This is a genomic window from Bifidobacterium saguinibicoloris (genome assembly GCF_019331725.1).
Lineage (GTDB): Bacteria > Actinomycetota > Actinomycetes > Actinomycetales > Bifidobacteriaceae > Bifidobacterium > Bifidobacterium saguinibicoloris.
The window spans coordinates 201,921-228,818 of the sequence record NZ_JAHBBF010000001.1 but is presented as its reverse complement, the minus strand read 5'-3'; the positions used below and the strand labels follow the sequence as shown (position 1 = coordinate 228,818).

The 26,898-nt window shown below is 64.2% G+C and carries 27 protein-coding genes and 1 pseudogene; 17 read left to right on the top strand and 11 right to left on the bottom strand.

The annotated features are described in order from the left end of the window. Positions 1-33: 33 nt before the first annotated feature. Genes KIH78_RS01205 through KIH78_RS01190 form a run of 4 tightly spaced genes read left to right on the top strand, consistent with a single transcriptional unit; the run spans position 34 to position 6,765 of the window. Positions 34-1,968 carry a DUF6020 family protein gene (locus KIH78_RS01205; protein WP_219130887.1) on the top strand — a complete coding sequence of 645 codons (1,935 nt, stop codon included), beginning with the start codon at positions 34-36 and terminating at the stop codon, positions 1,966-1,968. Further along, complete coding sequence (locus KIH78_RS01200; protein WP_219130886.1) at positions 1,965-3,449, top strand: lipopolysaccharide biosynthesis protein; 1,485 nt, start codon at positions 1,965-1,967, stop codon at positions 3,447-3,449. Before KIH78_RS01205 ends, KIH78_RS01200 begins: the two co-directional genes overlap by 4 nt. Continuing rightward, entirely contained in the window at positions 3,449-4,516 is a 1,068-nt protein-coding gene (locus KIH78_RS01195; RefSeq protein WP_219130885.1) for a glycosyltransferase family 2 protein, read from the top strand. The genes KIH78_RS01200 and KIH78_RS01195 overlap by 1 nt, the downstream gene beginning before the upstream one ends. After that, positions 4,501-6,765: a hypothetical protein gene (locus KIH78_RS01190; RefSeq protein WP_219130884.1), complete on the top strand. Its 2,265-nt coding sequence runs from the start codon at positions 4,501-4,503 to the stop codon at positions 6,763-6,765. Before KIH78_RS01195 ends, KIH78_RS01190 begins: the two co-directional genes overlap by 16 nt. A 12-nt stretch (positions 6,766-6,777) precedes the next feature. Here KIH78_RS01190 and KIH78_RS01185 read toward each other — a convergent pair whose 3' ends face one another. Beyond that, a complete protein-coding gene (locus tag KIH78_RS01185; protein WP_219130883.1) occupies positions 6,778-7,023 on the bottom strand; it encodes a helix-turn-helix transcriptional regulator in 246 nt (81 codons plus the stop codon). Between the two features lie 12 nt (positions 7,024-7,035). Next, positions 7,036-7,833 (bottom strand): AIM24 family protein, encoded by a 798-nt coding sequence (locus tag KIH78_RS01180; protein WP_219130882.1) that lies wholly within the window; start codon positions 7,831-7,833, stop codon positions 7,036-7,038. A gap of 90 nt (positions 7,834-7,923) precedes the next feature. On the opposite strand from KIH78_RS01180, the gene KIH78_RS10720 reads away from it, so the two are divergent. Together KIH78_RS10720 and KIH78_RS01170 are read left to right on the top strand one after the other, a co-directional pair. Continuing rightward, positions 7,924-8,163 (top strand): LysM peptidoglycan-binding domain-containing protein, encoded by a 240-nt coding sequence (locus KIH78_RS10720; RefSeq protein WP_338024090.1) that lies wholly within the window; start codon positions 7,924-7,926, stop codon positions 8,161-8,163. Between the two features lie 82 nt (positions 8,164-8,245). Continuing rightward, positions 8,246-8,530: pseudogene (locus tag KIH78_RS01170) on the top strand (hypothetical protein). Positions 8,531-8,714: 184 nt separating this feature from the next. Here KIH78_RS01170 and KIH78_RS01165 read toward each other — a convergent pair. Both KIH78_RS01165 and KIH78_RS01160 read right to left on the bottom strand, forming a co-directional pair. After that, complete coding sequence (locus KIH78_RS01165; protein ID WP_100511154.1) at positions 8,715-9,734, bottom strand: lipocalin family protein; 1,020 nt, start codon at positions 9,732-9,734, stop codon at positions 8,715-8,717. A gap of 51 nt (positions 9,735-9,785) precedes the next feature. Further along, on the bottom strand, positions 9,786-11,198 hold the full coding sequence (locus KIH78_RS01160) for a DHA2 family efflux MFS transporter permease subunit (protein WP_219130881.1): 1,413 nt from the start codon (positions 11,196-11,198) through the stop codon (positions 9,786-9,788). A gap of 185 nt (positions 11,199-11,383) precedes the next feature. Here KIH78_RS01160 and KIH78_RS01155 point away from each other — a divergent pair, with 185 nt between their 5' ends. Beyond that, the gene (locus tag KIH78_RS01155; RefSeq protein ID WP_051922767.1) at positions 11,384-11,929 is read left to right on the top strand and encodes a TetR/AcrR family transcriptional regulator; all 546 of its coding nucleotides are present in this window, start codon (positions 11,384-11,386) and stop codon (positions 11,927-11,929) included. A gap of 138 nt (positions 11,930-12,067) precedes the next feature. Further along, on the top strand, positions 12,068-13,339 hold the full coding sequence (locus KIH78_RS01150) for an MFS transporter (RefSeq protein WP_219130880.1): 1,272 nt from the start codon (positions 12,068-12,070) through the stop codon (positions 13,337-13,339). 357 nt (positions 13,340-13,696) lie between these two features. Here KIH78_RS01150 and KIH78_RS01145 read toward each other — a convergent pair whose 3' ends face one another. Next, positions 13,697-14,233, bottom strand: a complete 537-nt coding sequence (locus tag KIH78_RS01145; RefSeq protein WP_219130879.1) for a hypothetical protein — start codon at positions 14,231-14,233, stop codon at positions 13,697-13,699. Positions 14,234-14,397: 164 nt separating this feature from the next. On the opposite strand from KIH78_RS01145, the gene KIH78_RS01140 reads away from it, so the two are divergent. Both KIH78_RS01140 and KIH78_RS01135 read left to right on the top strand, forming a co-directional pair. Beyond that, a complete protein-coding gene (locus KIH78_RS01140; RefSeq protein ID WP_219130878.1) occupies positions 14,398-14,667 on the top strand; it encodes a type II toxin-antitoxin system TacA family antitoxin in 270 nt (89 codons plus the stop codon). Further along, positions 14,658-15,146: a GNAT family N-acetyltransferase gene (locus KIH78_RS01135; RefSeq protein WP_236034320.1), complete on the top strand. Its 489-nt coding sequence runs from the start codon at positions 14,658-14,660 to the stop codon at positions 15,144-15,146. The genes KIH78_RS01140 and KIH78_RS01135 overlap by 10 nt, the downstream gene beginning before the upstream one ends. A 39-nt stretch (positions 15,147-15,185) precedes the next feature. Here KIH78_RS01135 and KIH78_RS01130 read toward each other — a convergent pair whose 3' ends face one another. The 3 genes from KIH78_RS01130 to KIH78_RS01120 are packed head-to-tail and all read right to left on the bottom strand — an operon-like array spanning position 15,186 to position 15,991. Next, entirely contained in the window at positions 15,186-15,473 is a 288-nt protein-coding gene (locus KIH78_RS01130; RefSeq protein ID WP_219130877.1) for a DUF4160 domain-containing protein, read from the bottom strand. Then, positions 15,460-15,693: a DUF7723 family protein gene (locus KIH78_RS01125; RefSeq protein WP_219130876.1), complete on the bottom strand. Its 234-nt coding sequence runs from the start codon at positions 15,691-15,693 to the stop codon at positions 15,460-15,462. The genes KIH78_RS01130 and KIH78_RS01125 overlap by 14 nt, the downstream gene beginning before the upstream one ends. Further along, entirely contained in the window at positions 15,686-15,991 is a 306-nt protein-coding gene (locus KIH78_RS01120) for a DUF7724 family protein (RefSeq protein WP_219130875.1), read from the bottom strand. Before KIH78_RS01120 ends, KIH78_RS01125 begins: the two co-directional genes overlap by 8 nt. A gap of 199 nt (positions 15,992-16,190) precedes the next feature. Here KIH78_RS01120 and KIH78_RS01115 point away from each other — a divergent pair, with 199 nt between their 5' ends. Both KIH78_RS01115 and KIH78_RS01110 read left to right on the top strand, forming a co-directional pair. Further along, positions 16,191-16,649: an ASCH domain-containing protein gene (locus tag KIH78_RS01115; protein WP_236034319.1), complete on the top strand. Its 459-nt coding sequence runs from the start codon at positions 16,191-16,193 to the stop codon at positions 16,647-16,649. 190 nt (positions 16,650-16,839) lie between these two features. After that, positions 16,840-17,532, top strand: a complete 693-nt coding sequence (locus KIH78_RS01110; RefSeq protein WP_219130873.1) for an Abi family protein — start codon at positions 16,840-16,842, stop codon at positions 17,530-17,532. Between the two features lie 225 nt (positions 17,533-17,757). Here KIH78_RS01110 and KIH78_RS01105 read toward each other — a convergent pair whose 3' ends face one another. The 3 genes from KIH78_RS01105 to KIH78_RS01095 form a co-directional block, all read right to left on the bottom strand. Continuing rightward, positions 17,758-18,336 carry an RNA 2'-phosphotransferase gene (locus tag KIH78_RS01105; protein WP_219130872.1) on the bottom strand — a complete coding sequence of 193 codons (579 nt, stop codon included), beginning with the start codon at positions 18,334-18,336 and terminating at the stop codon, positions 17,758-17,760. A 98-nt stretch (positions 18,337-18,434) separates the two neighbouring features. Further along, entirely contained in the window at positions 18,435-19,793 is a 1,359-nt protein-coding gene (locus tag KIH78_RS01100; RefSeq protein ID WP_214313577.1) for a nucleobase:cation symporter-2 family protein, read from the bottom strand. A gap of 92 nt (positions 19,794-19,885) precedes the next feature. Then, the gene (locus KIH78_RS01095) at positions 19,886-20,467 is read right to left on the bottom strand and encodes a xanthine phosphoribosyltransferase (protein ID WP_214313533.1); all 582 of its coding nucleotides are present in this window, start codon (positions 20,465-20,467) and stop codon (positions 19,886-19,888) included. A 217-nt stretch (positions 20,468-20,684) separates the two neighbouring features. Here KIH78_RS01095 and KIH78_RS01090 point away from each other — a divergent pair, with 217 nt between their 5' ends. The 5 genes from KIH78_RS01090 (at position 20,685) to rpsD (ending at position 26,814) form a co-directional block, all read left to right on the top strand. Continuing rightward, positions 20,685-23,348: an ATP-dependent helicase gene (locus KIH78_RS01090; protein WP_214313531.1), complete on the top strand. Its 2,664-nt coding sequence runs from the start codon at positions 20,685-20,687 to the stop codon at positions 23,346-23,348. A 230-nt stretch (positions 23,349-23,578) separates the two neighbouring features. Next, a complete protein-coding gene (locus KIH78_RS01085) occupies positions 23,579-23,980 on the top strand; it encodes a DUF4418 family protein (protein ID WP_219130871.1) in 402 nt (133 codons plus the stop codon). A gap of 20 nt (positions 23,981-24,000) precedes the next feature. Further along, a complete protein-coding gene (locus KIH78_RS01080; protein WP_219130870.1) occupies positions 24,001-25,221 on the top strand; it encodes an FtsX-like permease family protein in 1,221 nt (406 codons plus the stop codon). Position 25,222: 1 nt separating this feature from the next. Next, a complete protein-coding gene (locus KIH78_RS01075) occupies positions 25,223-25,948 on the top strand; it encodes an ABC transporter ATP-binding protein (RefSeq protein ID WP_219130869.1) in 726 nt (241 codons plus the stop codon). A gap of 239 nt (positions 25,949-26,187) precedes the next feature. Beyond that, positions 26,188-26,814: a 30S ribosomal protein S4 gene (rpsD, locus tag KIH78_RS01070; protein ID WP_034528049.1), complete on the top strand. Its 627-nt coding sequence runs from the start codon at positions 26,188-26,190 to the stop codon at positions 26,812-26,814. The last annotated feature ends 84 nt before the right edge of the window (positions 26,815-26,898 follow it).

Genomic DNA, 26,898 nt, shown 5'->3' with positions numbered 1-26,898 from the left:
TGGACGCGCATCGGCCCGCTTATGGTCGTAACCATGTTGTTCGGGAGGATGAGGCCGTCGGCGCCGGTGCGTCTGATACCGTGCGTCGTCGGCGGTCTGATTGTCCCTCTGGCCGATCAGGCGGCGGTGCGGGCGGTGCTCGGCCCGTTCGACGGCTGGTTCTGGCTGCGTGCGGCCGCCGTCACCCTCGTCCTGTACGCCGCGTTCACGGCGGGATGCCGGCTGATGGCGCATCGGGCGGGGACGTCCGGCGCCGTCCCGCGGCCCGTTCTGCGGTGGTCCGTCCCGCGGCCCGTCCGCCGGATCGTCCGCCGGCTCGCGAAGGCCGCGCACGGGGCGTCGGCACGGGTCGAGGCCTTCGATCCGGCCGCGCGGCTCGCCATCGCGGCCGCGATCATCCTGCTGTGCTGGACGCCCGTCATCATGCTGATGCTGCCGGGCGCCATATGGTACGACACCGGCGACCAGATCACGCAGTTCCTGACCGTGGTCTCCTCGGGCGGCGCTTCGGGTTCCGTCTCGTCGCATCATCCGGTGTTCGACACCATCGTGTTCGGAGGGGCCGCATGGATCGGCCAGGCCGTCGCCGGGGACATCGGTGTGGGGCTCGGCGTCTATCTCGCCGTCCAGGTCGCGGTCACGTGCGCTGAGCTCGCCGGCGTATGCCTGTATGTGCACTCACTGGGGCTGGGCCGGGCCGGGACGATCGTGATGCTCGCGTTCTTCGCGCTCTTCCCGGCGTTCCCCATCTTCACGATGTCCATCGTGAAGGACACCCTGCACATGATGTTCCTCATCCCGTGGCTCCTCATGGTCGTCGAGGCCACGCGCACGAGGCTCGCCGCGTTGGCTTCGCGCCGCTTTCTTTTCGGGTTTGTCGTCGTGTCCTCGCTGTGTGCGCTGACCACGATGACCGGCCTCTATATCGTCGTACTCACCCTGTGCTGCCTGCCGTTGACGCGCGGCCGGCGCGGTCGGCGCGGCGTGCGGGCGGCGGCGGCCGGGTGCGCGGCCGCCGTGGCGCTGCTCTCGGGCGTGGCGTTCCCCGCCGCCGTGCGGGGCCCGCTTCACGTGCGCGCCGAGGACGCGAACCAGCTGCTGGTCGTGCCGATGCAGATGACGGCGCGGTATGCGCTCGACCATCCCGGTGACGTGACGTCCCATGAGCGCGGAATCATCGACAGGGTCAGCCGCGTGCCGTTCGAACGGATGCCGGAACGGTACAATCCGTATCTCGCCGATACGGTCATCCACTATTCGCTGCGCGATCCCGCGGCCGTGCCCGAGTATCTCGGCGTCTGGTTCGCCATGGGGCTTCGGCACCCCGATTCGTACGTCACGGCGTTCGTCTCGCTCGAATCGGGATGGTGCTCCCTCATGCGCACGCCTCTGAACACCACGAGCCGGGGCATCTCTCTGGACACGTTGGACCGGCGCGCCGGGGACGCGGTGGGCAACACCATGTGGTTCCAGATCAACGACGCCGTCAGCCCCTCGTTCCGTCCGCTGGCGAAGCGCATGGGACGCCTGCCGGGAGCGTCCACGGACCGTTCGGGCGCCTACCGTCTGTGGGACGGATGGCGCGGCGCGCCGGTTATGGGACTGCTCACGTTCACCGCGCTGTGGACGTTCATCCTGCCGTTGTTCCTCGTGTTCTGCCGCATTGGCCGCGGAGACGGGGGCCGCGCCGTCGATTCGTCCGTCGAGTCGTCCGCCGCGCGGGGACGGGGACGCGCGTGGGTGCCGTTCGCCGTACCGTTGGTCTGGTCGTTGGCGTCCCTGCTGCCCAACGCCATATCCGTCCCCCTCAAGCCGACGGCCACGCGCTACATGATGTGGGCCCTGGTGATGCTGCCGCTGCTGCTTGCCCTGCTGCGCGCCGACATGGTGGCGCCGGACCGGCTGTGGGCCGAGGAGGCCGTGGGATTCGGACCGCGGGCCGGCCGGCCGGGAAAGGACCGCCCATGAGACGCGGGCTTCTCCTCAACCTGATCAGCAATGTCGCGTTCTTCATCGCCGGGTACGCGATCCACTGGTTCCTCGGCGGTTTCGCCTCCCCGGCCGACTACGGCGTCGTCGGCACGGTCATCACCGTGCTCGACTTCGAATACCTGTTCGTCAGCAACGGCGCACGCCAGTCGTTGTCGCGCAACATCGCGTCGCGCCGTTACGACGGCCGCCGCGTCATCGTGCGCACGATCGCCGTGCAGGCGGCGATCGTGGCCGCGTTCTTCCTCGCCGACTTCGCCGGCGCCCCGCTGTTCGGCCTGGCGTTAGGCGGCGGCACGCTGGAACGGTATTTCCGCTACGCCGCGTTCCTCGTGCCCGCGAACGGCATGTACGTCGTGCTGCTCGGCATCAACGACGGTCTCCAGCGTTTCGGCCGCAGCGCGTTCCTCTCCACGTTCTATCCGATGGTGAAGCTCGGCACGATCCCGCTCATCATCCTCGTCTTCCCGCATGAGCCGGTCATCGGCGTCGAAGTCGGCTACTGCGCGGCCATGGTCCTGACCATTCTCGTGGGCCTCGTCATGCTCGTCCCCGTCTGGCGGTCATTGCCCGCCGGGGACGGCGACGCGTTCCCGTGGCGTACCGCGGCGCATGGCGTGCTTTCGTTCTCCCTGTTCTTCATCATGGCCTCGCTCGTGCTCAGCGCGGACACGCTCGTCGTCAAGGCCGAACTGCCCGACCGCATGGCCGGCTACTACACGGGCGCGATGAATTTCGGCAAGACCACGTATTACCTGCTGCAGGCGTTCGCCGTCATCATCCTGCCGGTCGTCTCGCGTCTCATCGCCGCATCGAGACGCGACGAGGCGGTCGTCAAGGCGCGTGGGCTGTTCCTGCTCGCGTTCGCGCTCGTCGCGCCGATGGCCGTGACGATCTCCGCCACCGCCCCCGACCTGCTCGCCGCGTTCTATTCGGACCGTTACGTGGTCGGCGCGCCGGCGCTGTCATGCCTGGCGTTCTCCAGCTTCTTCATGGGGATCACGGTCATCCTCAACATGACGCTCAACGCGGAGCGGGACACGCGGTTCTCCGACCTGCTTTCGCTCGTCTGCCTGCCCGTCGTCCTCGCCGTGTTCGTCCTCGCCGCCAAGGCCGGCGGCATCACCGCCCTGGCCGCCGCCAGCATGGCGTGCACGGCGCTCATCATGGTGGTCTCCTATGCCGAGACGCGCAGACGGTTCGGCGACGTGATGGGCCGCAAGGCGTGGAGGGCCGTGGCGTGCGACGCCGCGCTGTGGGTCGTCATGTCCCTGCTCTCTCGGGTGCTCGACGTGGGGAGCTTCCTCACGCTCATGCTGCTGTACGCGGTGCTGTACGCCGCATTCGTCGCCCTGCTCATACCGCTGGGCGTCCTCGAACCGGCCCGGATCAGGGCGATGCTGACGCAACGGGACCGGACCCCGGACGGGGCCGCGGCCAACGGGAAGGATGGCAACTGATGCACGTATTCGTCCAGATACCCTGCCTCAACGAGGCCGGGACGCTGCCGCTCGTCATGGAGCGCATGCCGAAACGCATTCCGGGCGTCGACGAGCTCGACGTGATGATCATCGACGACGGCTGCACCGACGACACCGTCGCGGTGGCCAGACGGCTCGGCATCCGGCACATCGTACGGCACAACGGCACGATGGGACTGGCCCGCGCGTTCCGGGACGGCGTCGACTACGCGCTCAAACACGGCGCCGACATCGTCGTCAACACGGACGGCGACAACCAATACCCGTCCGAACGGATCGGCGACCTCGTCCGCCCCATCATCGAAGGGCGCGCCGACATCGTCGTCGGCGACCGGCAGACCGCCACCATCAAGGAGTTCAGCCCGTTCAAACGCCTCATGCAACGTTTCGGCTCATGGGTGGTCAACCGCGCCGCCGGCACCCACATCCCCGACGCGGCCAGCGGGTTCCGCGCCTATTCGAAACGCTCGCTGCTCCAACTCAACATCCTCACCGAATTCAGCTATTGCATGGAGACGATCATCCAGGCCGGATACAAGCGCATCGCCATCACCTCCGTGCCCATCGTCACCAACCCCAAGACGCGCAGATCCCGCCTGTTCCACAACATCTTCGAACACATGGGCAAATCGGCGGGTGCCATCATCCGCAGCTTCCTCATGTTCCGCGCCCACTCCGTGTTCACCTGGTCCGCGGCCGTCCCCGGCGCCGCCGCGGCCGTCATCTTCATCCGCTACCTGCTCTTCTACTTCGCCGGACAAGGGCACGGCCACACGCAGTCGCTGCTGCTCGGCGTCATGCTCTTCATCTGGATGGTCGTATCCCTGCTGCTGCTCATCGTCTCCGAAGTGATGCGCGCCCAGCGCAGACTCCAGGAGGACGAGCTCGAACGCATCAAGGAGCTCGAATATTCGCCGGCCTCCCGAGGACTCTGGCAGCACGTCGACGCTACCGACGGTGCCGCGCGCGACGCCGCACGCGACACCGCCGACGGCATTGCGGGAAGACACGGCGAAACGGGGGAGACAGCATGGGGAACGAAGTGAGCCGGACATCGGACCGGCATCCCATGCCAAGACGACGCCGATGGACGCGCGCCCTCGGACGCACGCCATGGTCGCGGCCCATCGCCATCGCCGCAATCGTCATCCTCCTGCTGGAACTGTTCGTCTTCAACCTGCCGTTCTGGCAGACGCTCGGTGCGCGCCCCACCCAGGCGCATGACGAAGGCGTCGGCAACGGTCTCGCCGTCGAACAGGGGAAAGTGGCCATCGTCACCGACCCGGAACACGCATGGCGCGACATCTCCGCCGACGAACCCATCGACTACCTCTACATCGACCACGCCGCCGCGGAACGCCCCCGCCAGGACGACGCCGTACGCTGGCAGGTGTCCACGATGAAACCCACCGACTCCGGCTGGTACGACGCCAACGCGGACGTCGGCTATTCACCGTCCGCGGAGTATTCGCGCTACCAGCGCATCGGCGACGGCTCCACGCACGTGCGTCTGCGCTACCAAATGGCCAAAGGCGCGGTCATCCCATACAACACGATCACCGTCAACCCCCGCATACCGATGCGGTTCAGCCCCATCCGCCTCGCCGTCGAAATCCTGACCGCACTGCTCGTCATCATGTTCAGACCCGCCTCGCCGCTGTACCGCAGACGGCTCGCACTCCACCGGCGCGCATGCCTCGTCCCCGTCGCCGCCTGCGCCGCGATCACCTGCATCCTGCCGCTCGCCCTGTTCGCCATGGCCGCACCGCAGGAAAGCCCCGACCCCGTGTACTGGGACACCTTCGCCTCCTACCAGGCCACCGACCAATACCAGCGGCTCGCCGACGCGATCCTCCACGGCAGGACATGGCTCGACTATCCGGTCAACGGCGCGCTCGCCGCCATGGACAACCCGTACGACACCCGCCTGCGCACCCTGACCGCGTTGAACCACCCCGATACGCCGGTCTACTTCGACGTGGCGTTCCATGACGGACGATACTACTCGTATTTCGGCGTATTGCCGGCGCTGCTGCTGTTCGCCCCGTTCAAGGCCCTCACCGGCATGCGCCTGCCGACGAACGCCGGCGTCGCGATCACGGTGCTGATGGCCGGCATGGCCACGGCGCTGCTCGCCGTCCAATTGGCCCGGCTTTTCGGCCGGCACCGTCCGGTCTCGCTCGGCGCCGCCATGCTCGGTATGACCGCGATGATGTTCGGCAACGGCATCGCGATGCTCGTCCAGCTCGGCCTGTTCTATCAGATTCCGCAGGAGATGGCCGTCGCGTTCGCCGCGTTCGGTCTTTCGCTGTGGATCGAGGCGAAGCTGCGTGGACTGGAACGTCATCTGCCGCTGCTCGCCGCGGGTTCGGCGTGCATGGCGTTGACCATAGCCTGCCGGCCGCAGGTCATTCTCGCCACGCTCATTGCGATCCCGCTGTTCTCCGATGAGATCCGCACGCTGTGGACGTGGGGCTTGCGCAGCCTGCACGCCGCACGGCATGAAGCGGTGGTGTGGGCGTGGGCCGTGCTGCCGTATCTTGCGGTCTTCATGCCGCAGTTCGCATACAACCGGGCGCGGTTCGGCAAATTCACCGATTTCGGCGCGACGTACAATCTCACCGGATACGACATGCCCCATGCGGATGCGCCGCTCACCCAATACTTCTCGTTCGTGTTCCAGTATCTGTTCCAGCCGCCGAACCTGACCTCGCATTTCCCGTTCGTCCAGCCTCAGACCGTCCCGTTGACCACGTGGCGCAGCGAGCATCCGATGTTCGGCGGCTGGCTGTTCACCGCGGCGCCGTTCGCGCTGCTCCTGTTCACGGTGCTCGTGTGGCGTTTCGCGCTTCGTCGCCTCGCCGCGACGCGTCTCGTCGTCGGTGCGTTGGCGGCGTTCGCGCTGACGTTCGTCATCGACGCGCGCGTTACGGGTGTGGACTTCCGTTATGAGATCGACTTCGGGTTCATGATCATGATCGCCGTGCTCGGTCTCCTGTATGCGGTCGACGTCGCGTTGAACGCGCCGGCGGATGCGGGGGAGATGTCGAAGATGGGGGAGACGGCGACATCGGGAGAGACGGCCGGTCCGTTGCTCCGGCGGGACGCCGGCTTACGGGAGGTCGGCTTGCGGGATGCCGATTGGGAGGACGTCGCGCGGCGTCTCACGTTCGGATGGTTCGCCGCCGGCGTCGTGGCCGCGTTCCTGTTCCTCGTGTGCAAGCAGTTCGCCTCGGGCATGAACATGCCGGTCGCCGTCTGGTGGGATACGGCCTCCTGGTTCGTGTTCATGTGAGCGTCGCCCGGCTCACCGTTCGGCGTCGAAGCTGATGGTGAGGGTGCGGCCCATGCCGTGGGCGAGCGCCTCCAGCGTCTTGAACGACGGGTTGATGTGCGCCTGTTCGATGCGTTGGATGGTGATGCGTGAGACGCCGGTCGCGTCGGCCAGCTGCTGCTGCGTCATGCCGGTCTCATGCCGTGCTTTGAGGAGCGCGGCGCCCACCTCCGGGTAGATGCGTGGTTTGTCGGATGCGGTCGTGTTGTCGCTGGTCATGGTGTTCTCCTCTCACACGGTGCCGGTGCCGGCGTTGATGTTGAATGTGGGGCCGGAGACCGGGGCGAGCAGTACGCGGCCGACGCCGCGGTACACGTTCACCAGTCCTTCGCCGCTCGCGGCGGAGCCGATCAGCGTCTTGCCGGAGCGTTCCACCGTGAACTGCAGGCCGCTGGTCCACGCGATGGCGAAGTTGCCGTCGATCTTCAGTTCGTCGTTCTCCAGGTCGACGGTGATGAGTTCGGATGAGGGGACGGGGGATTCCAACGCGACCGTGCCTTGTCCTTCAAGCGCGAGGTTGAACAGTCCCTCGCCGCCGGCGACCATCGCGCTCGGACGCGACACCATCACCGCGCGCTGCCGTACGGTGGACGCGCACGCGTAGAACAGGCCGTCGTTGACGGTCATCGAACCGCCCATCTGCGCCGGGTCGATGAGCAGGATGTGTCGGTATGTGGGTTCGAGCACCAGCGTGCCGACGCCCTGGTATTCGGGTTTGACCGCTGACTCCTTGGTCACGGCGCCGCGCGCCATCTTGCCGATGAAATCGCCCACGCCCTTGACTCCCGTGGTGGCCTGGATGTGGCCGGCGGTCCACTGCATGGCGCCCGCCTGCACGGTGATGCCGGTCTTGCCGTCGAGCGTGCACACCACCTGACGGCGGCGCACGTTCATCTCGGACGCGAAATACGCGCCCGCCGCGCCGCCGTAGTCGACGGACAGGTCGCGTTTCCATTCGATGACCTGGAACGGCCCCTGCCTCGCGACGATGGCGACGTCGTCGTTGTCGGTGAAGTTGTAGATGCGCATGGCAGCTCCTTTGCCGTGACGGTTCATGATGCGGGGGATTCCGCTCGCACACCAACATACCTCATCGCCGCACGAACAGGACTGTGGCCCGTGACCGCGTGGAGTGTGCCTTCCGGCAACATCCATCGCATCTGGCCCGGCCAAACCGTCACCTACCACGGCAACGGCACACCGGCCGCGAGCGCTGGCACCGGTACGCGGATCCATGTCGTGAGGAGCGGCGAGACGCTGAGCGGTATCTTCGGCGCTTCCGGCTGGCAGCGCGTCGCCCAGCTCAACAGCCTTAGGAATCCGAACCTGATCTACCCCGGACAACAGCTGCGCTACTAGACGCACGCCGTCCGTCTGCGGCCTTCGGCATCGTGCCGGAGGCCGCCGCTTCCATACCCAAACCAATCTAAGGAGAAGATTCATGGATATTTCCGCAGCGACCACCCTCGCCACCGGCATCGTCGCCCTCGTGGCGCCAGTACTCGTTCAGGCGTTCAAGAAATACATCCCCGCCGACTACGTGAGCCTGACCAGTCTCGGCGTGAGCATCCTGCTCGGCGTCATCGCCATCGCCGCAACCAACGGCTTCCACGGCTACGGCTGAGGCATCGTCCTCACCGGCGTCATCGGCGTCGCACAAGCCGTCTACACGCTGGTGAACCAAGCGTTCAGCGGCAAACTCAGCAAAGACAGCGAAGCTAAATAAAACAAGGAGTTAAGCCCGTCTCGTGTTGTGCGCGAGACGGGCTTAACTTGTGCGAGAGCCCCCGAAAGGCTATTCAGTGCCCATTCCAAATCCCTTGTTCACCGGTCGTCGGGTTGTGGCTTTCTTCGGCGGGTTGGCGGAATCAGCCCGACGCCGGTGTTTTTCGGAAAATGGGCCGGTGTTGTCAGTTCCATCCTCCGACGAGTTCGAGGCAGCAGTGGCCCGTCACCGAGTGTCCTCGGTAGGTGCCGGCCACTTGGCTTGCGCCTTCGTATTTGCGTCCTGAGGGGTTCGGCGAAGCGATTTCCTGTTCGTCCATGATGGATGTGACGGTGAGTTTCGCTTCCCATTCGGGGATGGAGATAGTCCATCCGGTCGGGTATTTCATGCCGGTCACAGGACTTTCCCACACGTTGAAGGAGTCGTCGACCATCGGATCCACGCCGGCGGAAGATTGGGTGCCGTCCTCGTGCAGGACGCTGGCCCAGCAATGTTCGCTGCCGGTGGCCAGTTCGGTTACACCCCATAGGCTGATCACGTCGGGATCGTTGTCGAAGCAGAGGTTCATCCACAGCCATTTGCAGTTGTAGCCGTCCTTGAGGCTTCTGCCTTTGGGCATGCCGGCGAACTGACGGTCCATCCATACCATCCCCTCCACCTCGTGGCGCTGGCCGTCGAGAGTGATGACGCCTTTGGCGGCCATGTGCGGGAACGAGTATTGGTAGTTGGCCACTCCGGCGATCTGGAAGTAGCCGGTACCGAGACTGTAGAGTGGGTATCCGGTGCCGTGCAGGTCGAGGTAGATGGATCCGTCCGGCATGGCCGATGCGATGCGCATGTTGTCGAGGTCGCCTTCGATGACGTCCTTGTCGGTGTGGATGTGCAGTCCCTGGCCTGCGACTTGTCCTCGCCTGACCTTGTAAAAGCGGTCTTCGTGACGGTAGATGCGTCCGGTCTCATCGGTGATGGACAGCACGCTGTTGATCATGCGCACCGGCAGGTATTTGGAGAGCTGCAGGACGCTGACGTGGTACATGAAGTCAAGGGTGTGGCCGCCCGTCTCGAAATGACCGACCCAGAACCATGAGTTGCCGGCTTTGTCGGTGCGTATGAATGTATCTTGGATGGGATCCACCAGCGGTTCGGTGCCGTGGTGGAAGGTGCGGATGTTGTGGGTCAGCGAGTTGTTCGTGGTGTTCATCATGTCTCGTTTCGTTTTGGTTCCGTGTTGTCTGTTGATGCGTTGTCGTTTCGGTCACTGTCCGACGAGAGTCCGTTTCGTCGTGCCTCGGTGCGTTCGAGTCGCCAGAAGCGCCGTGATGAGGGCGGCCGCGAGGATGACCGCGATGGCGGCGAATGCCAGCGTCGAGCCGAGTATGGATTGCGCGTGTCCGGTGGCGGTGGGCGCGAGGGTGGTGGACAGCGCGGAGATGGATACGATGAGGGCTGTGCCCATCGAGGAGGCGATCTGTCCGACGGTGTTGGTCACGCTTTGCGCGTGTCCGATGTTTTCGTTGTCGAGCGCGTTGATGCCCCAGGTGTTCACCGGGGTCATGGCGAACATGAGTCCCGTGTAGAGCACGGTGTAGGCGCATGCCGTGAGGATAACCGAGGCGTCCGCGCCGAGCAGAGCCATGAGCACGCCGCCGATGGTCATGACCGTCAGGCCGGGCAGGGCGACCTTGCGGATGCCGTATTTGTCGAACATGCGGCCCGAGACGATGCCGCAGCATGCGCCGATGAGGGCGCCGGGAAGCATGGCGAGCCCGCTGGCGGTGGCGGATGCGCCGAGCACGGTCTGGATGAACATCGGCACCATGACGTTGCAACCCATGAGGGCCGCCTGCATGCATGCCACGATGATCACCGAATGCGCATAGGTGCGGTTGGCGAGGATTCCGACGCGCAGCATCGGTTCCTTCGCCTTGAGCTGTCGGCGCACGAACACGGCCACGAGCAGCACGCCGACGACGATCAGCGAGACGGTGAGCATCATGTTGCCGGTGGACGTGAACGTGGACAGCCCGTACAACAGGCATGCCAGACCGACCGAGGAGAGCAGCACGGAGACAAGGTCGAACGCACCCGGTTGGAAGCCGTCGAAGTTACGCAGGTAGACGGCGGCCAACGCGATGACGATCAGCGAGACTGCCGCCATGATGACGAACAGCGTGCGCCAGCCGAACGAGTCGATGATCACGCCGGAGACGGACGGGCCGAGCGCCGGGGCGAAACCGACGACGAGTCCTGTGATACCCATTGCCGTACCGCGGCTTTCCTTGGGGAACACGAGCAGGATCACCGCGGTGACCATCGGCATGATCGCGCCGGTGCACAGGGCCTGCAGCACCCGGCCGACCATGAGCAGGGGGAAGGTCGACGCGAATGCGGCGACGAGACTGCCGGCCGCGAACAATGAGATGCATCCAATGAACAGCCTGCGGGTGGAGAAGCGCCCCATGAGGAACGCGGCGAGCGGGATGACCATCGCCTCGACCAGAGAATAGCCGCTGGACAGCCACTGAACGGTGGTGGAATCCACCCCGAGGTCCTTCATGATGGACGGCAGCGCCGGCGTGACCACCGACATGTTGAGCACGGCCAGCAATGTGCCCATGAGCAGCACGATGACCATGATCCATTGTTTTCTGTTGATGCCAAGTTTCACAATAACACTCCGATAAGCAATAGTTATTGATTATTCAACGAGCATCAATTATTATCGAAACGCAACGGATGACAACCACCGATATGCGACATTTCTCGCTTATTCGACGATTCGCCTGAATCGTCGAACAACCCACGGCTTATGGGACGGAGCGGGAATGACGCTACCGGCAGAACGGAAGGAGCATGGTGACCGATCTGCGCATCGTCAAAACCCGCAAGGCAATCCGCGAGGCGTTCCTGCGCCTACGGGCATCAGGAGTTCCGGTCTCGAAGGTCAAGGTCAAGGGCATCTGCGACCTTGCGCTCGTCAACCCGAGCACGTTCTACAAGCATTACCTCGACGTATACGACCTCAACGACAAGCTTGAGGACGAGACCATCGACGCGATGCTGGAGCATTACCCCGACAAGGACAAGATCCTGTCCGATCCACCCGCATTCCTCAATGGCTGGAGACCGGCCATCGACAGCCAGATCGACGATCTGCGCGTCCTGTTCGCAGGCCGCCCCGAAGCCATGTTCCGCAAAATCGAATCGACGCTCGTCGAACGTTACTCCGCCCGAGCAGCGAACGAACGCGAGCGCATCGCCGCCGTCTTCTCCATCGCCGGGGCCCTCCACTCGCTTGGCCTGCTCAAGCTGGAAGGCGGACAAAGCGACGACGAGATCATCGCGGCGGTCGTCGAAAACCTCAACGCCATCGCCGCTCGGATCCCCGACGGACGATAACGAACACCCCCTATACGAATCAACGGCATCATCACACGGACACCCATCAATCACCCATCAATCATCATGGAACAGACAACATAACGCCATCCCGCACCATCGTCGGCATCGCGATTCGCCGCATCGATACTGACCGCATTGGTCTTCGTCGTCGCGCTGAACCTGCGCGCCCCACTCACGTCCGTCGGCCCGCTGCTGCCGTGGATAGGGGCGTCCGAACATCTCAACGCGACGATGCAGGGGCTGCTCGGCTCGTTGCCCATCCTCGCGTTCGCCGTCGTTTCCCCGATGGTGCACCGCGCCGCCGAACGCCTCGGCATCAAACGGACCGTGCTGGCCGCGATGGCGTTCCTGACAATCGGCATCGTGATTCGTTCGACGTGCGGCACCACCGGACTGTGGGTCGGCACGCTTGTCATCGGCTGTTCGATCGCGGTGGGCAACGTTCTGGTGCCGGCCATAGTCAAACGCGACTATCCCGGTCGCACATCACTGGCCACTGGCATCTACTCCGCATGCATGACCGGCATGGCCGCGTTCGCTTCGGCCGCGACATTGCCCCTGTCCGATGCGATCGGATGGCGGGGCACGCTCGGCATCTGGGCCGTTCCCGCCGGAACCGTCACGCTGCTGTGGCTGTGGCGTTCGCGGGTGAACGCGCCAAGGACGGCCGTGGGCGCGGGAACCGTCGCAGGCTTGGACCCGGAACGCCGTCGCGCCCGTGTGGCCACCGTCTCGGCGGCGTTCGGTCGCAGTGGCGGACCGGAGATGAATCCGCTCACGGTCGTCGCCTCGGGGATTTCACGGGGATCGGAGGATTCTGCCGACAAGGCGTACGGGAAAGCGTATGCGATGATGCGCTGGTTCGGCGTCGCATATCTGGCCGGCAAACGGTGGCATAACCTGTCCGAAGGCGAGCGTACGAGGGTGATGATCTCCCGCGCGCTCGTCTCGCCGGCGGACCTGCTGATCTTCGACGAGCCGACCACTGGCTTTGACCTGGATGGACGCGAAACGGTGCTGCGGGAACTGTCGGCATTGGCCTCGCGACGGGACGATCGTACGATGCTGCTCGTCACGCATCAGGTGGAGGGCATCCCCGCCGGATTCGACCATATCGCGATGATGGGCCGCATGACGGAACACGAGTGCATGATATATCTTGATGCGCATCCGCGCGTCTACGCCACGCTCGACGGCAACACGACACCGGGAACCATCACGTTCACCGGACCACTTGACGAAGGACTTACCGACGAACGTCTCGAATCGATGTTCGGCGTCTCCGCTACACGTAGAGCGAACCGGGCAGCGATGAAGGGCCTCGCACCGGCTGCGTTTCGCATGAGCGGTCCGAATGAATGCCTCGTCGCCGGTTCCAGTGCTCCTCAGTCGTTCCGTCTCATTTGACTGGGGAACACTGGTGCCGTTGTGGACACAACCGGGACACAATGACCGCGGAGAACGGCGAAATCAATGGCAAACAGCGAATCTCGTAAATATCACCAAAACGGCGTCATTGCAACGAAAACACAACTGACGAAGCTTGCAGAAATCAACGAATCAACCCTTCAAACCAGCAAGGGGTTACTCAGTCATCAACTGTATTGTTGTAGGACATGATTGCTGGGATTCCCTAAGGCAGAGTTCTAACTGGATGATTGTTCGGAGGCTTGTGGAGGCTTGAGCACCGGGTGTTATTCCGGGAGAGCACCGGGGTTATTGCGGCTTGGTGCCACTGTGTTTTTCATCTGGATGTTCTGGTTCTTAGTCGAAGATTGACTCGTCCCGTCCCGGAATGCGCAGATTGCGCAGTTCTCCGTCACAGCGCTCGTGCCCGGCACGCATCATGTGCTGTTTTCGCGGACCTAATTCCGCGTTGCGCAGCATGCAGGTGCGGTCGCTCAGTTTGAAGTCACAGCGTTTGAAATGGTCGGTGCCGGACAGTGCGGGCCAATCGGGTCGGGTGGGGGAATGATTGATTCCGGTCTCACCCGCCGCCCGTCCGTGATTTCCTCTTCCTAGAGTTCGATGTTCTGCGCCAGCATGGCGATGGCGTCGTCCTTGTGTTCGATCCACCATGCGGCGTCGTCGCGACGCAGCACCTGTTTGCGGAGTTCGGCGAACGCCCCACAGATCGCAGAAGCCCTTGAGCTCGTTGTCCCAACGATTGACGTGCCCGGCGCAGGAGTCGCACATGGACTGTTCGGCCTTGCGGATGCGCTGCTCGACCACCACATAGGGGCCGTCGGCGCTGATGCGTTCCTGATGCCCGCAGACATGGGTGATGATCCTCCAGAACATGATGCACCTCGAATCCCTGCACTACAGTCGAACAAATATTCGAATAATGGTATCGAACATATGTTCTAACCTAGGCTGGACGTCGGACGGTGACCGGTCGCGGCGTCGCGTCGTGGGCTACTCGTCGCCACATCATGTACGTATTTTTGACGTACAATTGGGGCATGGCGACAATCACACAGAAATCATCACGTTTGGATATCCGTCTCACCGAAGAGCAGCGGGCGCTTATCGAGCGGGCCGCTGCGTTGACTGGCTCGACAATCACCCAATGGACGGCGCGTCACCTCATCGAAGCCGCACGCCGCGATATCGACGAGGAAACGACCTTGCGACTGGACGATGCCTCATTCGACGCTTTCCTGGCTGCGTTGGAGGCTCCCGTACCTGACGCGGCCAAGGAATTGATGGCGAGGGACCCGCAATGGGCTTGACGCGTTCCTTCCTGAAGCCGCGACGTTTGGAGGAAAACGACGATATGCAGGATTTCTCCTGCGGCGTTGCGCTTATCGACGATTGGGCTCACGGGCGAGCCTTGAGCGCCGTAAAACACGGTACCGCGGTGCCCTATATATCGACCACCGCCGAAGGGGAAATTGCCGGCTTCTACACCCTCAGCGCCTATTCGGTGAACAGGGACAGCGTATTGGGCGGTTGGCTGCGCCGCAATACGCCCGATCGGATCCCCGCGATCCTCATCGGCATGCTCGGCGTCGACAAGCGCTTCCAAGGGGATGGACTTGGCTGGAAACTGCTGCAGGATGCCATCATGCGGGCTCGCGCCATAAGCCGGCAACTCGGCTCGCGTGCCGTAATCGTCGACCCCTATGACGACAGTACCCGATCGTTCTATGAGCATTTCGGGTTCAAGCCAATCCCCGGCAGTGACGGCATGTATCTCAGATTGGTGTGATTCATCGATTGATCCGGCATCCAAAACGTGGGCACCACCTCAGATTCCCCCGTAGAAGTCTTCGGTGCTGTATTCCTTCCACTTGAGGTACATCTCCCGGTAGTTCTTCTTGATGAATTTCCGGATGGTGGCGACTTCCTTCGTGGTGAGTCTGCCCTGTCGTTCGGGCGTGGTGTCGCCGTTGGCCTTGACGAAGAATTTCGCGGATCCTGATTCGGTGAGCTTGGTGTCGCTGGCGTGGACGTGCATGCACTCGATGACGCAGAACGACGTGAAGTACAGGAAGTATCCGGCGACCATGAACTGGAAGTACTTAGGCATGGTCATCCTCCAGAAACTCCCTGTTGTTCCGGTAGTAGTCCTGCACGATGCCGGCCTCCATGTCGTCCATGCTGGTTTCCAGAACATCGCCCGAACGGTCGAGTACCACGGCCGAATCGGGGTCGTTGAGATTCAGCACCCGGATGTGTCCGTCATTGGTGTTGGTGAACGCATACCCGTTGACGATCATCTTCGCGGCGTTGGCGATTGCTGCGATGTCAGGCATGGGATATCTCCACTTTCTTGATTGGCTTCAGGAACCGGTCGGCGTCGATGTACAGATCCTTGAGTATCGGGGCCAAGTCGATGTATTCCTCTTCGGGCGCGGTGTTGTGCCTGTATTTCGCATCCACGACGAGGTAGCCGTTTCCGTCCCACTGCTTGATCGCGGTGTACCGTTCCAGCGAATAGGGTGCCTTGAACCGGATACGGGTCGATCCATGCTTGAACACGGTGAAGCCATTCTCGGTACCGAGGTATGCAGTGTCGTCGTCTGGTTTCCGGACATTAGGGAGCGTGGGCATGAGCTGTTCTCCTTCGGAGACCATCGTGGATGGTCGGACCCTGTGCTTGCTTCGATTATAGGTGCGGAAAGCCCCAGCGTCCCAGATATTTGCGGTGTGATGCTTTGACGTTGCTCTGATGTGCCTGGTTGTTGTTCCGCCTCTGCTATGAGACGGAACAACAACCAGGCACATCCTTGCGCTCGTTAGTATGGGCTTCATGATTATTACGGACCTGCCGAAGGCCGAGTTCATGATGCCGGGACCGGAACGCGACCGGTTGGTCGGACTCATCCTCGACGGCACGAAGACCGCCACCGCGACATTGCTTATCGACTATGTCGAATGCAACGAAGCATTGCCGAAGATCGGGAACCGGTCCGTGCTGGTGGATTCCGAGGACCACGGCGTGGCGGTGCTGACCACCACCGACGTCAGCGTCGTGCGGCTGGCCGACGTCACTGACCGGCAGGCGATTGACGAAGGCGAAGGCGATGCGACCGCGGCGCAATGGCGGCGCACGCACGAAGCGTTCTGGAACTCCGACGAATACCGTGCCGGATTCTCCGATCCGACGTTCCCGTTGGACGACGACATCCTCGTGGTGCTGGAGCACTTCGCGGTGACGGAAACGGAAACACCCGGGCCGGAAACGGACACGTCCAAGTTCAACCGATAATCGCGGCCGGATGGCTCGAATCATGGGCACGACACAGTGCCAGATTTCCGCCGCACCCCCAGCCTCCAAATAATCAACTTCCACACCCGCGTCGAATGACCATCAAGCCTATAATCACAAAAAATCCCCGGGGTTTCATGATATTTCGCATGAGTGACGTTCCGGGGCATTCGCCAGTAGTATAGCCAGCATGAGTCCCGAAAGTCAACCGGTTACGCTCGCCGATTTGCAACGATGGTTCTCCGTCGAACGCATGGACACCTATGTGCGTTCCGCACAGGCCACCGGATGCGACGTGGTTGGCTTGTACGTATGGAACGGGCGCGTCTCCAAAGCTCTGCTCGAAGACATCGCACACGTGGAGGTGCTGCTGCGCAACTTCATGTCCGTTCGCCTCGCCAAGGCCTGCGGACACGATGACTGGTACCGGGACGACGCGCGATTCCGGTTCAACTCGTCGAAAGCGAGACGGTTTGAGAACTCGATTGACGAAATCGAACGTCAGATACGGTACTCTGGCAAACCGGTCACGCCGGGGCGTGTGATTGCCGACATGTCACTCGGATCGTGGTGCTTTCTGCTCTCGTCCAGACTGGAGCAGACCGTGTGGAGGGCGCTTCGCGACCCGGCGAACGGCGGCATGCCGAACTATCCGTCTCGCAAGCGTGCCATGTTCGAGAGCCATGTCAAGACGATGCGCGACCTGCGTAACCGTCTGTCGCATCAGGAGCACATCGTGCTTGACAGCCTTGCCGACGAACAACACTATCTGGATGAGCAGTGCGTCAATCTAGACTGGATTGCCCGCGCCATCGACCCGAAGGCCGCCGACTGGATACGCGGCCAATCACGAGTGGCGACATTGCGTGCGAGGCGTCCCTAATTCCGACTTCTCAGTATGTTTTGCGTGAGTGACATCCGCGGGGCCTGCGCTCGTTAGTATGGACTTCATGATTGTTGCGGACTTGCCGAAGGCCGAGTTCATGATGCCGGGGCCGGAACGCGACCGGTTGGTCGGGCTCATCCTTGACGGCACGAAGACCGGGCGTGAGCCAGATACGGCCGGGAATCGCGGATGGCTGAGCGCTGACGTTGTTCTCCGCCCGGCTTACTCCAGACGACGAAGATACGACACGGGAACCGTCTTGGTCAGCCATACGCCGTTGACGGAACGGTAGAAGACGTGGCCGTCACGGCGCATCCGCGCAGCGTCGACCAGATAGACCGCAGGCTTTCCGTGCCGGCTGCCCACCTTCCTCGCCGTCTGCACATCAGGGGAGAGATGGACGTATAGACGGCTTTCGGGCAACAGCCCGTTCGCGTCGATGGAGGCGGTGAACCGTTGGGCGGTGCCGTGATACAGCGTTTGGGGTGGCTCGGTTTCAGGCAGTTCCACGTCCACCGGGATGGAATGGCCCTGGTTCGCCCGGATCTTCGTCCCGTCCTCGTTGAAGGAATACCGTTGCTTGTCGTCGGTGCGTACGATCTCCTCCAGCATGGCCCGGTCGAACGCTGGGTGTTCCCTGCCGATGCCGGCGATCAGCGCGTCCACGTCGGCCCAGCCGTGCCGGTCCAGCGTGATGCCGATGGCCTCCGGCTTGTGACGCAGAATCAGACTTATGAATCTGCTGATTCGCGTCAGATCGGCCGCCGCGTCCTGTCCGTCGTGTTGCGTGTCACGTCGCATGGCATGCCTTCTTCCGTATCCGTGGGATTCGATTATACGAGATGGGGCTCAGCGGCCGAAGCCGCCGAGCCCCATCTCGTGGTGGACCGTGTTGCGGGTCAGTCCTCCTGCGTCTCCTTCGGAGCGGAGAGGAAGTGCTCCTCGCTCGGCAGGACGGCGTTGAGGATCACGGCCACGACGAACGCGACGGCGATGCAGTTCGAGGCGAAGATCTGCTGGAACAGGGCCGGGAACTGGTCGAAGATGTCGCTCACCTGCGTGAAGCCGATGCCGATGGTGAGCGAGAGCGCGGCGATGGTGATGTTGCGCTGCGTGAAGCCCGCCTCGGCGATCATCTGGAAGCCGGAGAGGATGATGTTGCCGAACATCATGATCGTGCAGCCGCCGAGCACCGCCTGCGGCAGCGAGTTGAACACCTCGGCGATGGCCGGCACGAAGCTCGCCACCACGAGGATGAGGCCGCCGGAGAGGATGACCTTGCGGTTGACGACCTTCGTCATCGCCACCAGGCCGATGTTCTGCGCGAACGAGGTGAGCGGCAGGCAGCCGAACAGGCCGGACACGGAGGAGATGAGGCCGTCGCCGGCGATGGCGCCCGCGGTCTCCTTCTCCGTGGGGAGCCTGTTCAGACCCACCTTGGTGAGGGCCGCGGTGTCGCCGAGCACCTCCACGGAGGAGACGACGTACAGCAGGCCGAGGGAGATGATCGCACCCCAGTCGAACACCGGCTTGAACGGCATGAACTGCGGCACGGACACGATGGCGAGATTCTGGAAGCCGGAGAAATCGACCTTGCCCATGCAGATGGCCGCCACATAGCCGACCACCAGGCCGAACAGCACGGACAGCTGCTTGGCGGTGCCCTTCATGAGCAGCTGGAACGCGAGGCACGCCACCAGCGAGATGAGACCCAGCGTGAGGTTCTGCCAGGAGCCGAAGTCCTTCGCGCCCGAACCGCCGCCGAACGAGGTAGCGCCCACGTTGAGCAGCGAGAAGCCGATCGACGTGACCACGATGGCGGAGACGATCGGCGGGACGAACCGGCGCCAGTACTTCGCCGTCAGACCAAGCACCAGCTCCAGCAGACCGCCCACCAGCACGGCGCCGACGACCGCGCCGTAGCCCTTGTCCGCGCAGATCGCCACGGCAGCCGCCACGTACGTGAACGAGATGCCCGTGACCATCGGCAGCTTCGAGCCGATGCGCCACGCGCCGTACAGCTGCAGGCAGGTGCCGAGGCCCGCCACCAGCAGGCCGGCCTGGATGACGGCGGCGGACTGTTCAGCGCTCATCTTCGCCGCGGAGGCGACGATGAAGATCGGGGCGAGGTTCGCCACGAACATCGCCATGACGTGCTGCAGGCCGAAGGGGATGCCCTTCCAGAAGGAGACCGGTGCGTCGAGGGAGGTCAGCGCCTCCATCGAGATGCCGGAGGATTTCGTGTTCTTCTCCATGATTCCTCTCTTGGGTTTCGTTATCTCTCTATCTCATGAAAACGGCTCCCTTGCGGAAGGGAGCCATGCGTGAAGTCACGCGGAAAACCGGATGGTCAGGCGCGGAACTCGATGTCGCCGGTCTCGGCGTCCATCGATTCGACGACGGCGAGCGAGTCGACGTCGTAGCCTTCGGCGCGCAGCGCGTCACCGCCGCCCTGGAAGCCCTTCTCCACCGCGATGCCGATGCCCTCGACGACCGCTCCGGCCGCCTCGCACAGGGCGATGAGACCGCGCAGCGCCTTGCCGTTGGCGAGGAAGTCGTCGATGAGCAGCACATGGTCGCCGGCGTTGAGGTACTTCTTCGCGACGATCACCGGGAACTCCTTCTGCTTGGTGAAGGAGTAGACGGTGGTGGTGTACTGGTCGCCGTCCAGGTTGATGGACTGCGCCTTCTTCGCGAACACCACCGGCACGCCGCCGAAATGTTGCGCCGCGACGCAGGCGATGCCGATGCCGGACGCCTCGATGGTGAGGATCTTCGTGATGGTCTTGCCGGCGAAATGCTCCGCCCAGGCCGCGCCCATATGATCGAACAGCGTCACATCGCACTGGTGGTTCAGGAAGGCGTCCACCTTCAGCACGTTGCCGGGCTTGACGGTGCCCTCCTTGCGGATGCGCTCCTCGAGTTCCTTCATACAACCCCTTTGACGAATTACGGGTAACGGATGGATGAACAGCCAGTCTACGCCGTATCGGTGACCATGCCGAAAGCCTTCGCAGGGCGCGACAGACGCCGACGCGCCGGGACGCATCGAAACCGGAGCATATCGCCCGCCCGACGACGGCATGTGGTAGACATGGATGGCCGAAAACCACGGCATGGACATGGCACGGACACGAAAGGGGAGCGGCATGCAGCAGGATCCGGACGTCATCGTGAGGGGAGCCGACGAACTCGTCGGCGACCTCAACCCGCAGCAGTCCCAGGCGGTGCAGTACCGCGGCCAAGCGCTGCTCATCGGCGCGGGCGCCGGCTCGGGCAAGACGCGCGTGCTCACCCGGCGCATCGCATGGATCCTCAGCCAGTTCGGCGCATGGCCCAGCCAGATTCTCGCCATCACCTTCACCAACAAGGCAGCCGCCGAGATGCGCGAACGTCTCGAAACGCTCATAGGCCCGGTGGCCCAGCGCATGTGGGTGTCCACCTTCCACTCCGCCTGCGTGAGGATCCTGCGCCGCGATGGCAAGGAGATCGGCCTCAAGAACGGCTTCTCCATCTACGACTCCGCCGATTCCGAACGGCTTGTCAAGATCATCGCCACCGAATTCAACATCGACGTGAAGCGGTACACGCCGCGCTCCATCCTCGGCCGCATCTCCGACTACAAGAACCAGCTCATCGGCTGGAAGACCCAGCTCGCCACTTACGCGCCGGACTTCAAACCCGGGCAGCGCGGCTACAAGATCGGCACCGTCGGCGACGTCGAGGCGCTGTACGCCGTCGTCTACGCCGAATACGAGCATCGGCTCGCCCTCGCCAACGCCGTCGACTTCGACGACCTCATCGTACGCACCGTAGAGCTGCTGCGCGACCACCCGGACGTGGCCGCCTACTACCACCACAAGTTCCGCTACATCCTCGTCGACGAGTACCAGGACACCAACCACGCGCAGTACGTGCTCGTGCGCGAACTTGCCGGCGTGGACTCGGGGGAGCGGGGGCAAGGCCCCACCGCCGGGCGCGAGGGCCCCGCATGGATCACCGTGGTGGGCGATTCCGACCAGTCCATCTACGCGTTCCGCGGCGCCGACATCCGCAACATCCAGGACTTCGAGCAGGACTTCCCCAATGCGAGGACCATCATGCTCGAACAGAACTACCGGTCCACGCAGACCATCCTCGACGCGGCCAACGCGGTGATTTCCCACAATGAGGGCCGCAAGCCCAAGAAGCTGTGGACCGCGCTCGGCAAAGGTGAGCCGATCGTCGGCTACGCGGCGGACAACGCGCAGCAGGAGGCGCAGTGGGTGGCCGGCGAGATCGCCCGCCTCCACGCCGAGGACGGCACCGCCTACTCGGACATGGCCGTCATGTACCGCGCAAACGCGCAGTCCCGCTCCCTCGAGGAGGCGCTCATCAACGCAGGGCTCCCGTACCAGCTAGTCGGCGGCACCAAGTTCTACGAGCGTCGCGAGATCAAGGACGCGCTGGCCTACCTGCAGGCCATCGTCAACCCGGATGACGACGTGAACCTGCGCCGCATCCTCAACGTGCCCAAACGCGGGCTCGGCGCACGCGCCGAAGGCATCATCCTCGAGTACGCGCGCGCCCACGGCGCCAGCTTCTTCTCCGGCCTCATGCGCATGGATGAGATCGAAGGCATCCCCACCCGCACGTTGAACCAGCTGCACGCGTTCCGCGACCTCATGGCCGGCCTCTCCTCGTTCGCCCGCGCGAACGTCACGAAGCCGAGCGAGATCGTGGCCGAGGTGCTTGACAAGTCCGGCTTGCTCGCCGAGCTGCGCAAATCCACCGACCCGCAGGACGAGTCCCGCGTGGAGAACCTCTCCCAGCTGCAGTCCACCGCCGCCGAATTCGAGCAGAAGACGCCGGACGCCACGCTCGCCGGATTCCTCGAGACCACGGCCCTCGTGGCCGATTCCGACCAGCTGCCCGGCGAGAACGAGGACTCCGGCAAGGTCACGCTCATGACCCTCCACACCGCGAAGGGCCTCGAATATCCGGTGGTGTTCCTCACCGGCATGGAACAGGGCACGTTCCCGCATTCGCGTTCCATGGAGGACACGAGCGAGCTGCAGGAGGAGCGCCGCCTCGCCTACGTGGGCATCACGCGCGCCAAGCGGCGCCTGTACGTCACGCGCGCCGCCGTGCGCGCCCAATGGGGACAGGCCGCGGACATGATGCCCAGCCAGTTCCTCGACGAGATCCCCGAGAACCTCATCGAATGGAAACGCCGCGAGGCCGGCGTGGAGCGGATGCGCTCCTCGTGGGACGGCGACGACGAGTTCGGCGGCTGGGACGACGACTTCCCCTCCTCCGGCGCCACGTTCGGCGGGTCCGGCTCGTCGTACGGTTCGTATGGTTCCTCGTCGTATGGTTCCTCGTCCTATGGGTCCGGTTCGCGCCGTTCCTCCTACGGTTCCGGCTCGTCCTACGGATCGGGTTCGCGGTCGTCGTACGACTCCGGTTCGGGCCGTTCCTCCCGCGGAGGCGGACGATACGGTTCCGGCTCCTCGTACGGTTCGTCGTCATACGGCTCCTCCTCGTACGGTTCCGGATCGTCGCGTTCCGGCTCCCGCTCCGGCAAGGTCACGACTCGACGCGTCGCGCCGAAGACGAACGCCAAGGCCGCGCCCGCATCCTCGCTCGCGCAGGACAACGGGCTGAACATCGCGGACTTCGCCGTCGGCGACCGCATCACCCACGACCGCTACGGCCTCGGCAAGGTCGTCGACGTGCAGGACAAGGGCCGCAACTCGGTCATCACCGTCGACTTCGGATCCGACGGCGTCAAGCGTCTCATGCTCCGCGTGGCGCCTATCGAGAAGCTCTGACGGCTTCTCGATAGGCGCCCTTCGCGGCTGCCGCCGCTCACCTTGCCTACGAACGCCCCACCGGGCCGTTCGTTTGACGGCTCGGCCATCGAGAAGCTCTGACCCCCCGTAGCAGAAAACCCAAGGAAGTCAAGACTTGTTTTTCCTCGTCGCATCTGCTCATAATGCGTGACGTTCTCGCGACGGCCCATCGGCCACGCAACCCATGTAGTAGAGAGACAGAGAAACCCATGAAGAACAAGCTGTTCGCGTCCCTGCCATCCATCGTGCTCGGAGCCCTGATCGCCGTCGCGCCGCAGACCTTCGCGCACGCATGCCAGGGCCACGGCGCGCCCGGCGCATGCCACTACTCGCAGCAGGCCGCCACCGGCATCGGCGTGGCCATCCTTGCGCTCGGCGTCATCGCGCTGTTCGTCGAACCCAAGGTCCGCGTCGGCCTCAACATCGCGGTGATCGTCGACGCCGTGCTGCTGTTCGCCGTGCCCACCGTGCTCGTCGGCATCTGCAAGGGCGCGATGATGCACTGCCGCATGGTCATGCTGCCCACGCTCATCGTGCTCGGCGTGCTGGCCGTAGTCTTCGCGGCCATCGCCATCCGGCTCGACTCCCGGGCCGGAACCGCGCGCCGCTGACCGGAACAGGCCGCACGCCCATGGCATCCATCATCATCACCCCGGGGAGCCTGCCCCTGGAGAATCTGAAACGTCGGCCGCTGCGCACCGCGGCCCTGCTCGTCGTCGTCACCGTGCTCGCCGCGGCGTTCTTCGGCGGGTCGATGCTCGGCATCAACCTCGGCAACGGCATGCGCAGCATGGAACGGCGCCTGGGCGCCGACCTCATGGTCGTGCCGCAGAACACCGAATCCAAGGCCGAGGCGCTGCTCACCGACGGCAGCCCCAGCACCTTCTACCTCACCAAGGACGTCGCGCGCGCCGTCGAACGGGCCGACGGCATCGAACAGGCAAGCGAACAGACCTACATCGCCTCGCTCGCCGCCGCATGCTGCGCCGAAAAGCTTCAGATCATCGGCTATGACCCGGCCACCGACTTCGTCATCGAACCGTGGGTCGCCTCCCAATTCGACGGCGAGCTGGAGGACGGGCAGATGGTCGCCGGCGCGAACGTCAACGTCTCCACCGACGGCACCATCGAACTCTACGGCCGCAAATGGCCGGTCGTCGCCCAGCTGGCCAACACCGGCACCAGCCTCGACAACTCCGTGTTCATCAACCAGGACACCGTGCCCGACATGGTGGAGGCCTCGGCCGCCGCCTCCAGGCGCGCCATGCCCGCCGAATACGCCGGCAAGGCCGTCTCCGCCGTGATGATCAAAGTGAAGGACGGCTATGAGCCGCAGCAGGTCGCCGCATCGATCAAAGGACTGGACGCGGACTTCGAACGTCTCGGATACGTGTACCCCGGCGGCGTGACCGCGGCGGCCAAGTCCGCCCTCGGCACGCTCGTCGGCTACGTCGCCGTCTTCGTCGCCGCCCTGTGGGCGATGGGCGTCATCGTCCTCCTGGCCGTCTTCGCCGCATCCGCCAACGAACGCAAGCGCGAGTTCGCGTCCCTACGCATCATGGGCGCGACCCGGGGCATGCTCTACGGCGTCATCGCACGGGAATCGGCGATCATCGGCATCGTCGGAGGCGCGATCGGCGTCGCGGCGGCGTCGCTCGCCCTGTTCCCGTTCAGCGCGCTGATCAGCCAACGGCTGGAACTGCCGTATCTGCAGGCCGGGCCGATCGCCATCGCCGCGGTGGCCGCGGCGACGCTCGCCTTCGCGACGCTCGCCGGCACGGGCGCCTCCCTGGTGTCGATGCGCCGGCTCGCACGGCCCGAGGCGTACCTGACCTTGAGGGAAGGGGAGTGAGATGACGGTTCCGGTTCCCCACCTCCTGCACGTCGAGGACCTCACCAAATGCTTCACGCGGCGCGGCGAGCCGTTCGACGCCGTATCCCACGTCTCGCTCGTCGTCGACGAGGGGGAGTTCGTCGCCATCGTCGGCAGGTCCGGCAACGGCAAAAGCACGCTCATCAACATGATCGCCGGACTCGTGCGGCCCACGTCCGGCTTCGCCGCAATCGACGGACGCGACGTCTCGAAGCTGCGCGACCGCGAACTGTCCGTCCTGCGCAACCGGACGCTCGGATTCGTCACGCAGGGCCAGACGCTGCTGCCCAACCTTACGGTGCTCGACAACGTCGTCCTCCCCGCCACGATGTTCCCGGACGGGGCGACGGGCCGGAGCGGGGGACGTGACGACGAGGACGCCGTCGTCGGCCGCGCGCTCGGCCTGCTGCGTCGCCTCGGCGTCGAGGACCTCGCCGGATGCCGTCCGCGCGAACTGTCCGGAGGGGAGGCGCGCCGCGTGTCCATCGCGCGCGCCCTGATGAACGGGCCGCGGCTGCTCATCGCCGACGAACCCACCGGCGACCTCGACCAGGAGAGCACCGGCATCGTCATGGGACTGCTGCGCGAATCCGCGGACCACGGCACGGCCATCCTCATGGTCACCCACGACCCCGACGCGTTGAAGGCGGTCGACCGCATCCACCGCATGGACGCCGGCCGACTGTCCGAGGCCCTGCCCGCATGACGCCGACGCGCTGTCCGCGGGGACGGTCCAGACCCCGGGTGTATATTAGACGATTGGTGTCTGCCGCAAGGCGACGCCGTCTGGAGTCTTAGCCCGTCAACGGGTCGGCAGCCGGGAGCACAAACGGTTCCGGCCGCTCGTGAGCGATCACGACGAAGCGTTGGAGAGGCCCGACTCAGCGCGGCTTGCCACAAGTCCGCGTTCCGTTCAGATAACGACAGAAAGATAAAGGAACAACAATGACGAACGTTCAGCGTTCCCGCCGTCAGGTGCGCCTGTCCCGCGCCCTCGGCATCGCCCTGACCCCGAAGGCCCAGCGCATCTTCGAGAAGCGCCCGTACGCCCCGGGTGAGCACGGCCGCACCCGTCGCCGCACCGAGTCCGATTACGCGGTGCGTCTGCGCGAGAAGCAGCGTCTGCGCGCCCAGTACGGCGTGTCCGAGAAGCAGCTCCGCGCCGCCTACGAGAAGGCCACCCGTACCGCCGGCCAGACCGGTAACGCCATGCTGCAGGATCTCGAGGTCCGCCTCGACAACCTCGTGCTGCGCGCCGGCATCGCCCGCACCACCGCCCAGGCCCGTCAGTTCGTGACCCACCGCCACATCCTCGTGGACGGCAACATCGTGAACCGCCCGTCCTACCGCGTCAAGCCCGGCCAGACCATCCAGGTCAAGCCGAAGAGCCAGACCATGGTCCCGTTCCAGATCGCCGCCGAAGGCGTGCACCGTGACGTGCTGCCCGCGGTTCCCGGCTACCTCGACGTGAACCTGGCCTCCCTCAAGGCCACCCTGACCCGCAAGCCGGAGGCTGAGGAGGTCCCGGTGCAGGTCAACATCCAGTACGTGGTCGAATTCTACGCCCGCTGATCCGGGCCCACTTCTGTATCCATATACAGTCAAGGACATACCGTTCGAACCCCGCGTCCCGCTTGGGCGCGGGGTTCGCGCGTT

What these genes read in the sequence shown, in the direction of transcription:
- KIH78_RS01075 (WP_219130869.1), top strand. Translation starts at nt 25,223, where the DNA reads ATGACGGTTCCGGTTCCCCACCTCCTGCACGTCGAGGACCTCACCAAA.
- KIH78_RS01185 (WP_219130883.1), bottom strand. Translation starts at nt 7,023, where the DNA reads ATGACCAGCGACAACACGACCGCATCCGACAAACCACGCATCTACCCG.
- KIH78_RS01080 (WP_219130870.1), top strand. Translation starts at nt 24,001, where the DNA reads ATGGCATCCATCATCATCACCCCGGGGAGCCTGCCCCTGGAGAATCTG.
- KIH78_RS01205 (WP_219130887.1), top strand. Translation starts at nt 34, where the DNA reads ATGTTGTTCGGGAGGATGAGGCCGTCGGCGCCGGTGCGTCTGATACCG.
- KIH78_RS01105 (WP_219130872.1), bottom strand. Translation starts at nt 18,336, where the DNA reads ATGCGACGTGACACGCAACACGACGGACAGGACGCGGCGGCCGATCTG.
- KIH78_RS01130 (WP_219130877.1), bottom strand. Translation starts at nt 15,473, where the DNA reads ATGACCATGCCTAAGTACTTCCAGTTCATGGTCGCCGGATACTTCCTG.
- KIH78_RS01190 (WP_219130884.1), top strand. Translation starts at nt 4,501, where the DNA reads ATGGGGAACGAAGTGAGCCGGACATCGGACCGGCATCCCATGCCAAGA.
- KIH78_RS01140 (WP_219130878.1), top strand. Translation starts at nt 14,398, where the DNA reads ATGGCGACAATCACACAGAAATCATCACGTTTGGATATCCGTCTCACC.
- KIH78_RS01155 (WP_051922767.1), top strand. Translation starts at nt 11,384, where the DNA reads ATGGTGACCGATCTGCGCATCGTCAAAACCCGCAAGGCAATCCGCGAG.
- KIH78_RS01195 (WP_219130885.1), top strand. Translation starts at nt 3,449, where the DNA reads ATGCACGTATTCGTCCAGATACCCTGCCTCAACGAGGCCGGGACGCTG.
- KIH78_RS01180 (WP_219130882.1), bottom strand. Translation starts at nt 7,833, where the DNA reads ATGCGCATCTACAACTTCACCGACAACGACGACGTCGCCATCGTCGCG.
- KIH78_RS01165 (WP_100511154.1), bottom strand. Translation starts at nt 9,734, where the DNA reads ATGATGAACACCACGAACAACTCGCTGACCCACAACATCCGCACCTTC.
- KIH78_RS01135 (WP_236034320.1), top strand. Translation starts at nt 14,658, where the DNA reads ATGGGCTTGACGCGTTCCTTCCTGAAGCCGCGACGTTTGGAGGAAAAC.
- rpsD (WP_034528049.1), top strand. Translation starts at nt 26,188, where the DNA reads ATGACGAACGTTCAGCGTTCCCGCCGTCAGGTGCGCCTGTCCCGCGCC.
- KIH78_RS01090 (WP_214313531.1), top strand. Translation starts at nt 20,685, where the DNA reads ATGCAGCAGGATCCGGACGTCATCGTGAGGGGAGCCGACGAACTCGTC.
- KIH78_RS01115 (WP_236034319.1), top strand. Translation starts at nt 16,191, where the DNA reads ATGATTATTACGGACCTGCCGAAGGCCGAGTTCATGATGCCGGGACCG.
- KIH78_RS01110 (WP_219130873.1), top strand. Translation starts at nt 16,840, where the DNA reads ATGAGTCCCGAAAGTCAACCGGTTACGCTCGCCGATTTGCAACGATGG.
- KIH78_RS01145 (WP_219130879.1), bottom strand. Translation starts at nt 14,233, where the DNA reads ATGTTCTGGAGGATCATCACCCATGTCTGCGGGCATCAGGAACGCATC.
- KIH78_RS01200 (WP_219130886.1), top strand. Translation starts at nt 1,965, where the DNA reads ATGAGACGCGGGCTTCTCCTCAACCTGATCAGCAATGTCGCGTTCTTC.
- KIH78_RS01085 (WP_219130871.1), top strand. Translation starts at nt 23,579, where the DNA reads ATGAAGAACAAGCTGTTCGCGTCCCTGCCATCCATCGTGCTCGGAGCC.
- KIH78_RS01125 (WP_219130876.1), bottom strand. Translation starts at nt 15,693, where the DNA reads ATGCCTGACATCGCAGCAATCGCCAACGCCGCGAAGATGATCGTCAAC.
- KIH78_RS01095 (WP_214313533.1), bottom strand. Translation starts at nt 20,467, where the DNA reads ATGAAGGAACTCGAGGAGCGCATCCGCAAGGAGGGCACCGTCAAGCCC.
- KIH78_RS01120 (WP_219130875.1), bottom strand. Translation starts at nt 15,991, where the DNA reads ATGCCCACGCTCCCTAATGTCCGGAAACCAGACGACGACACTGCATAC.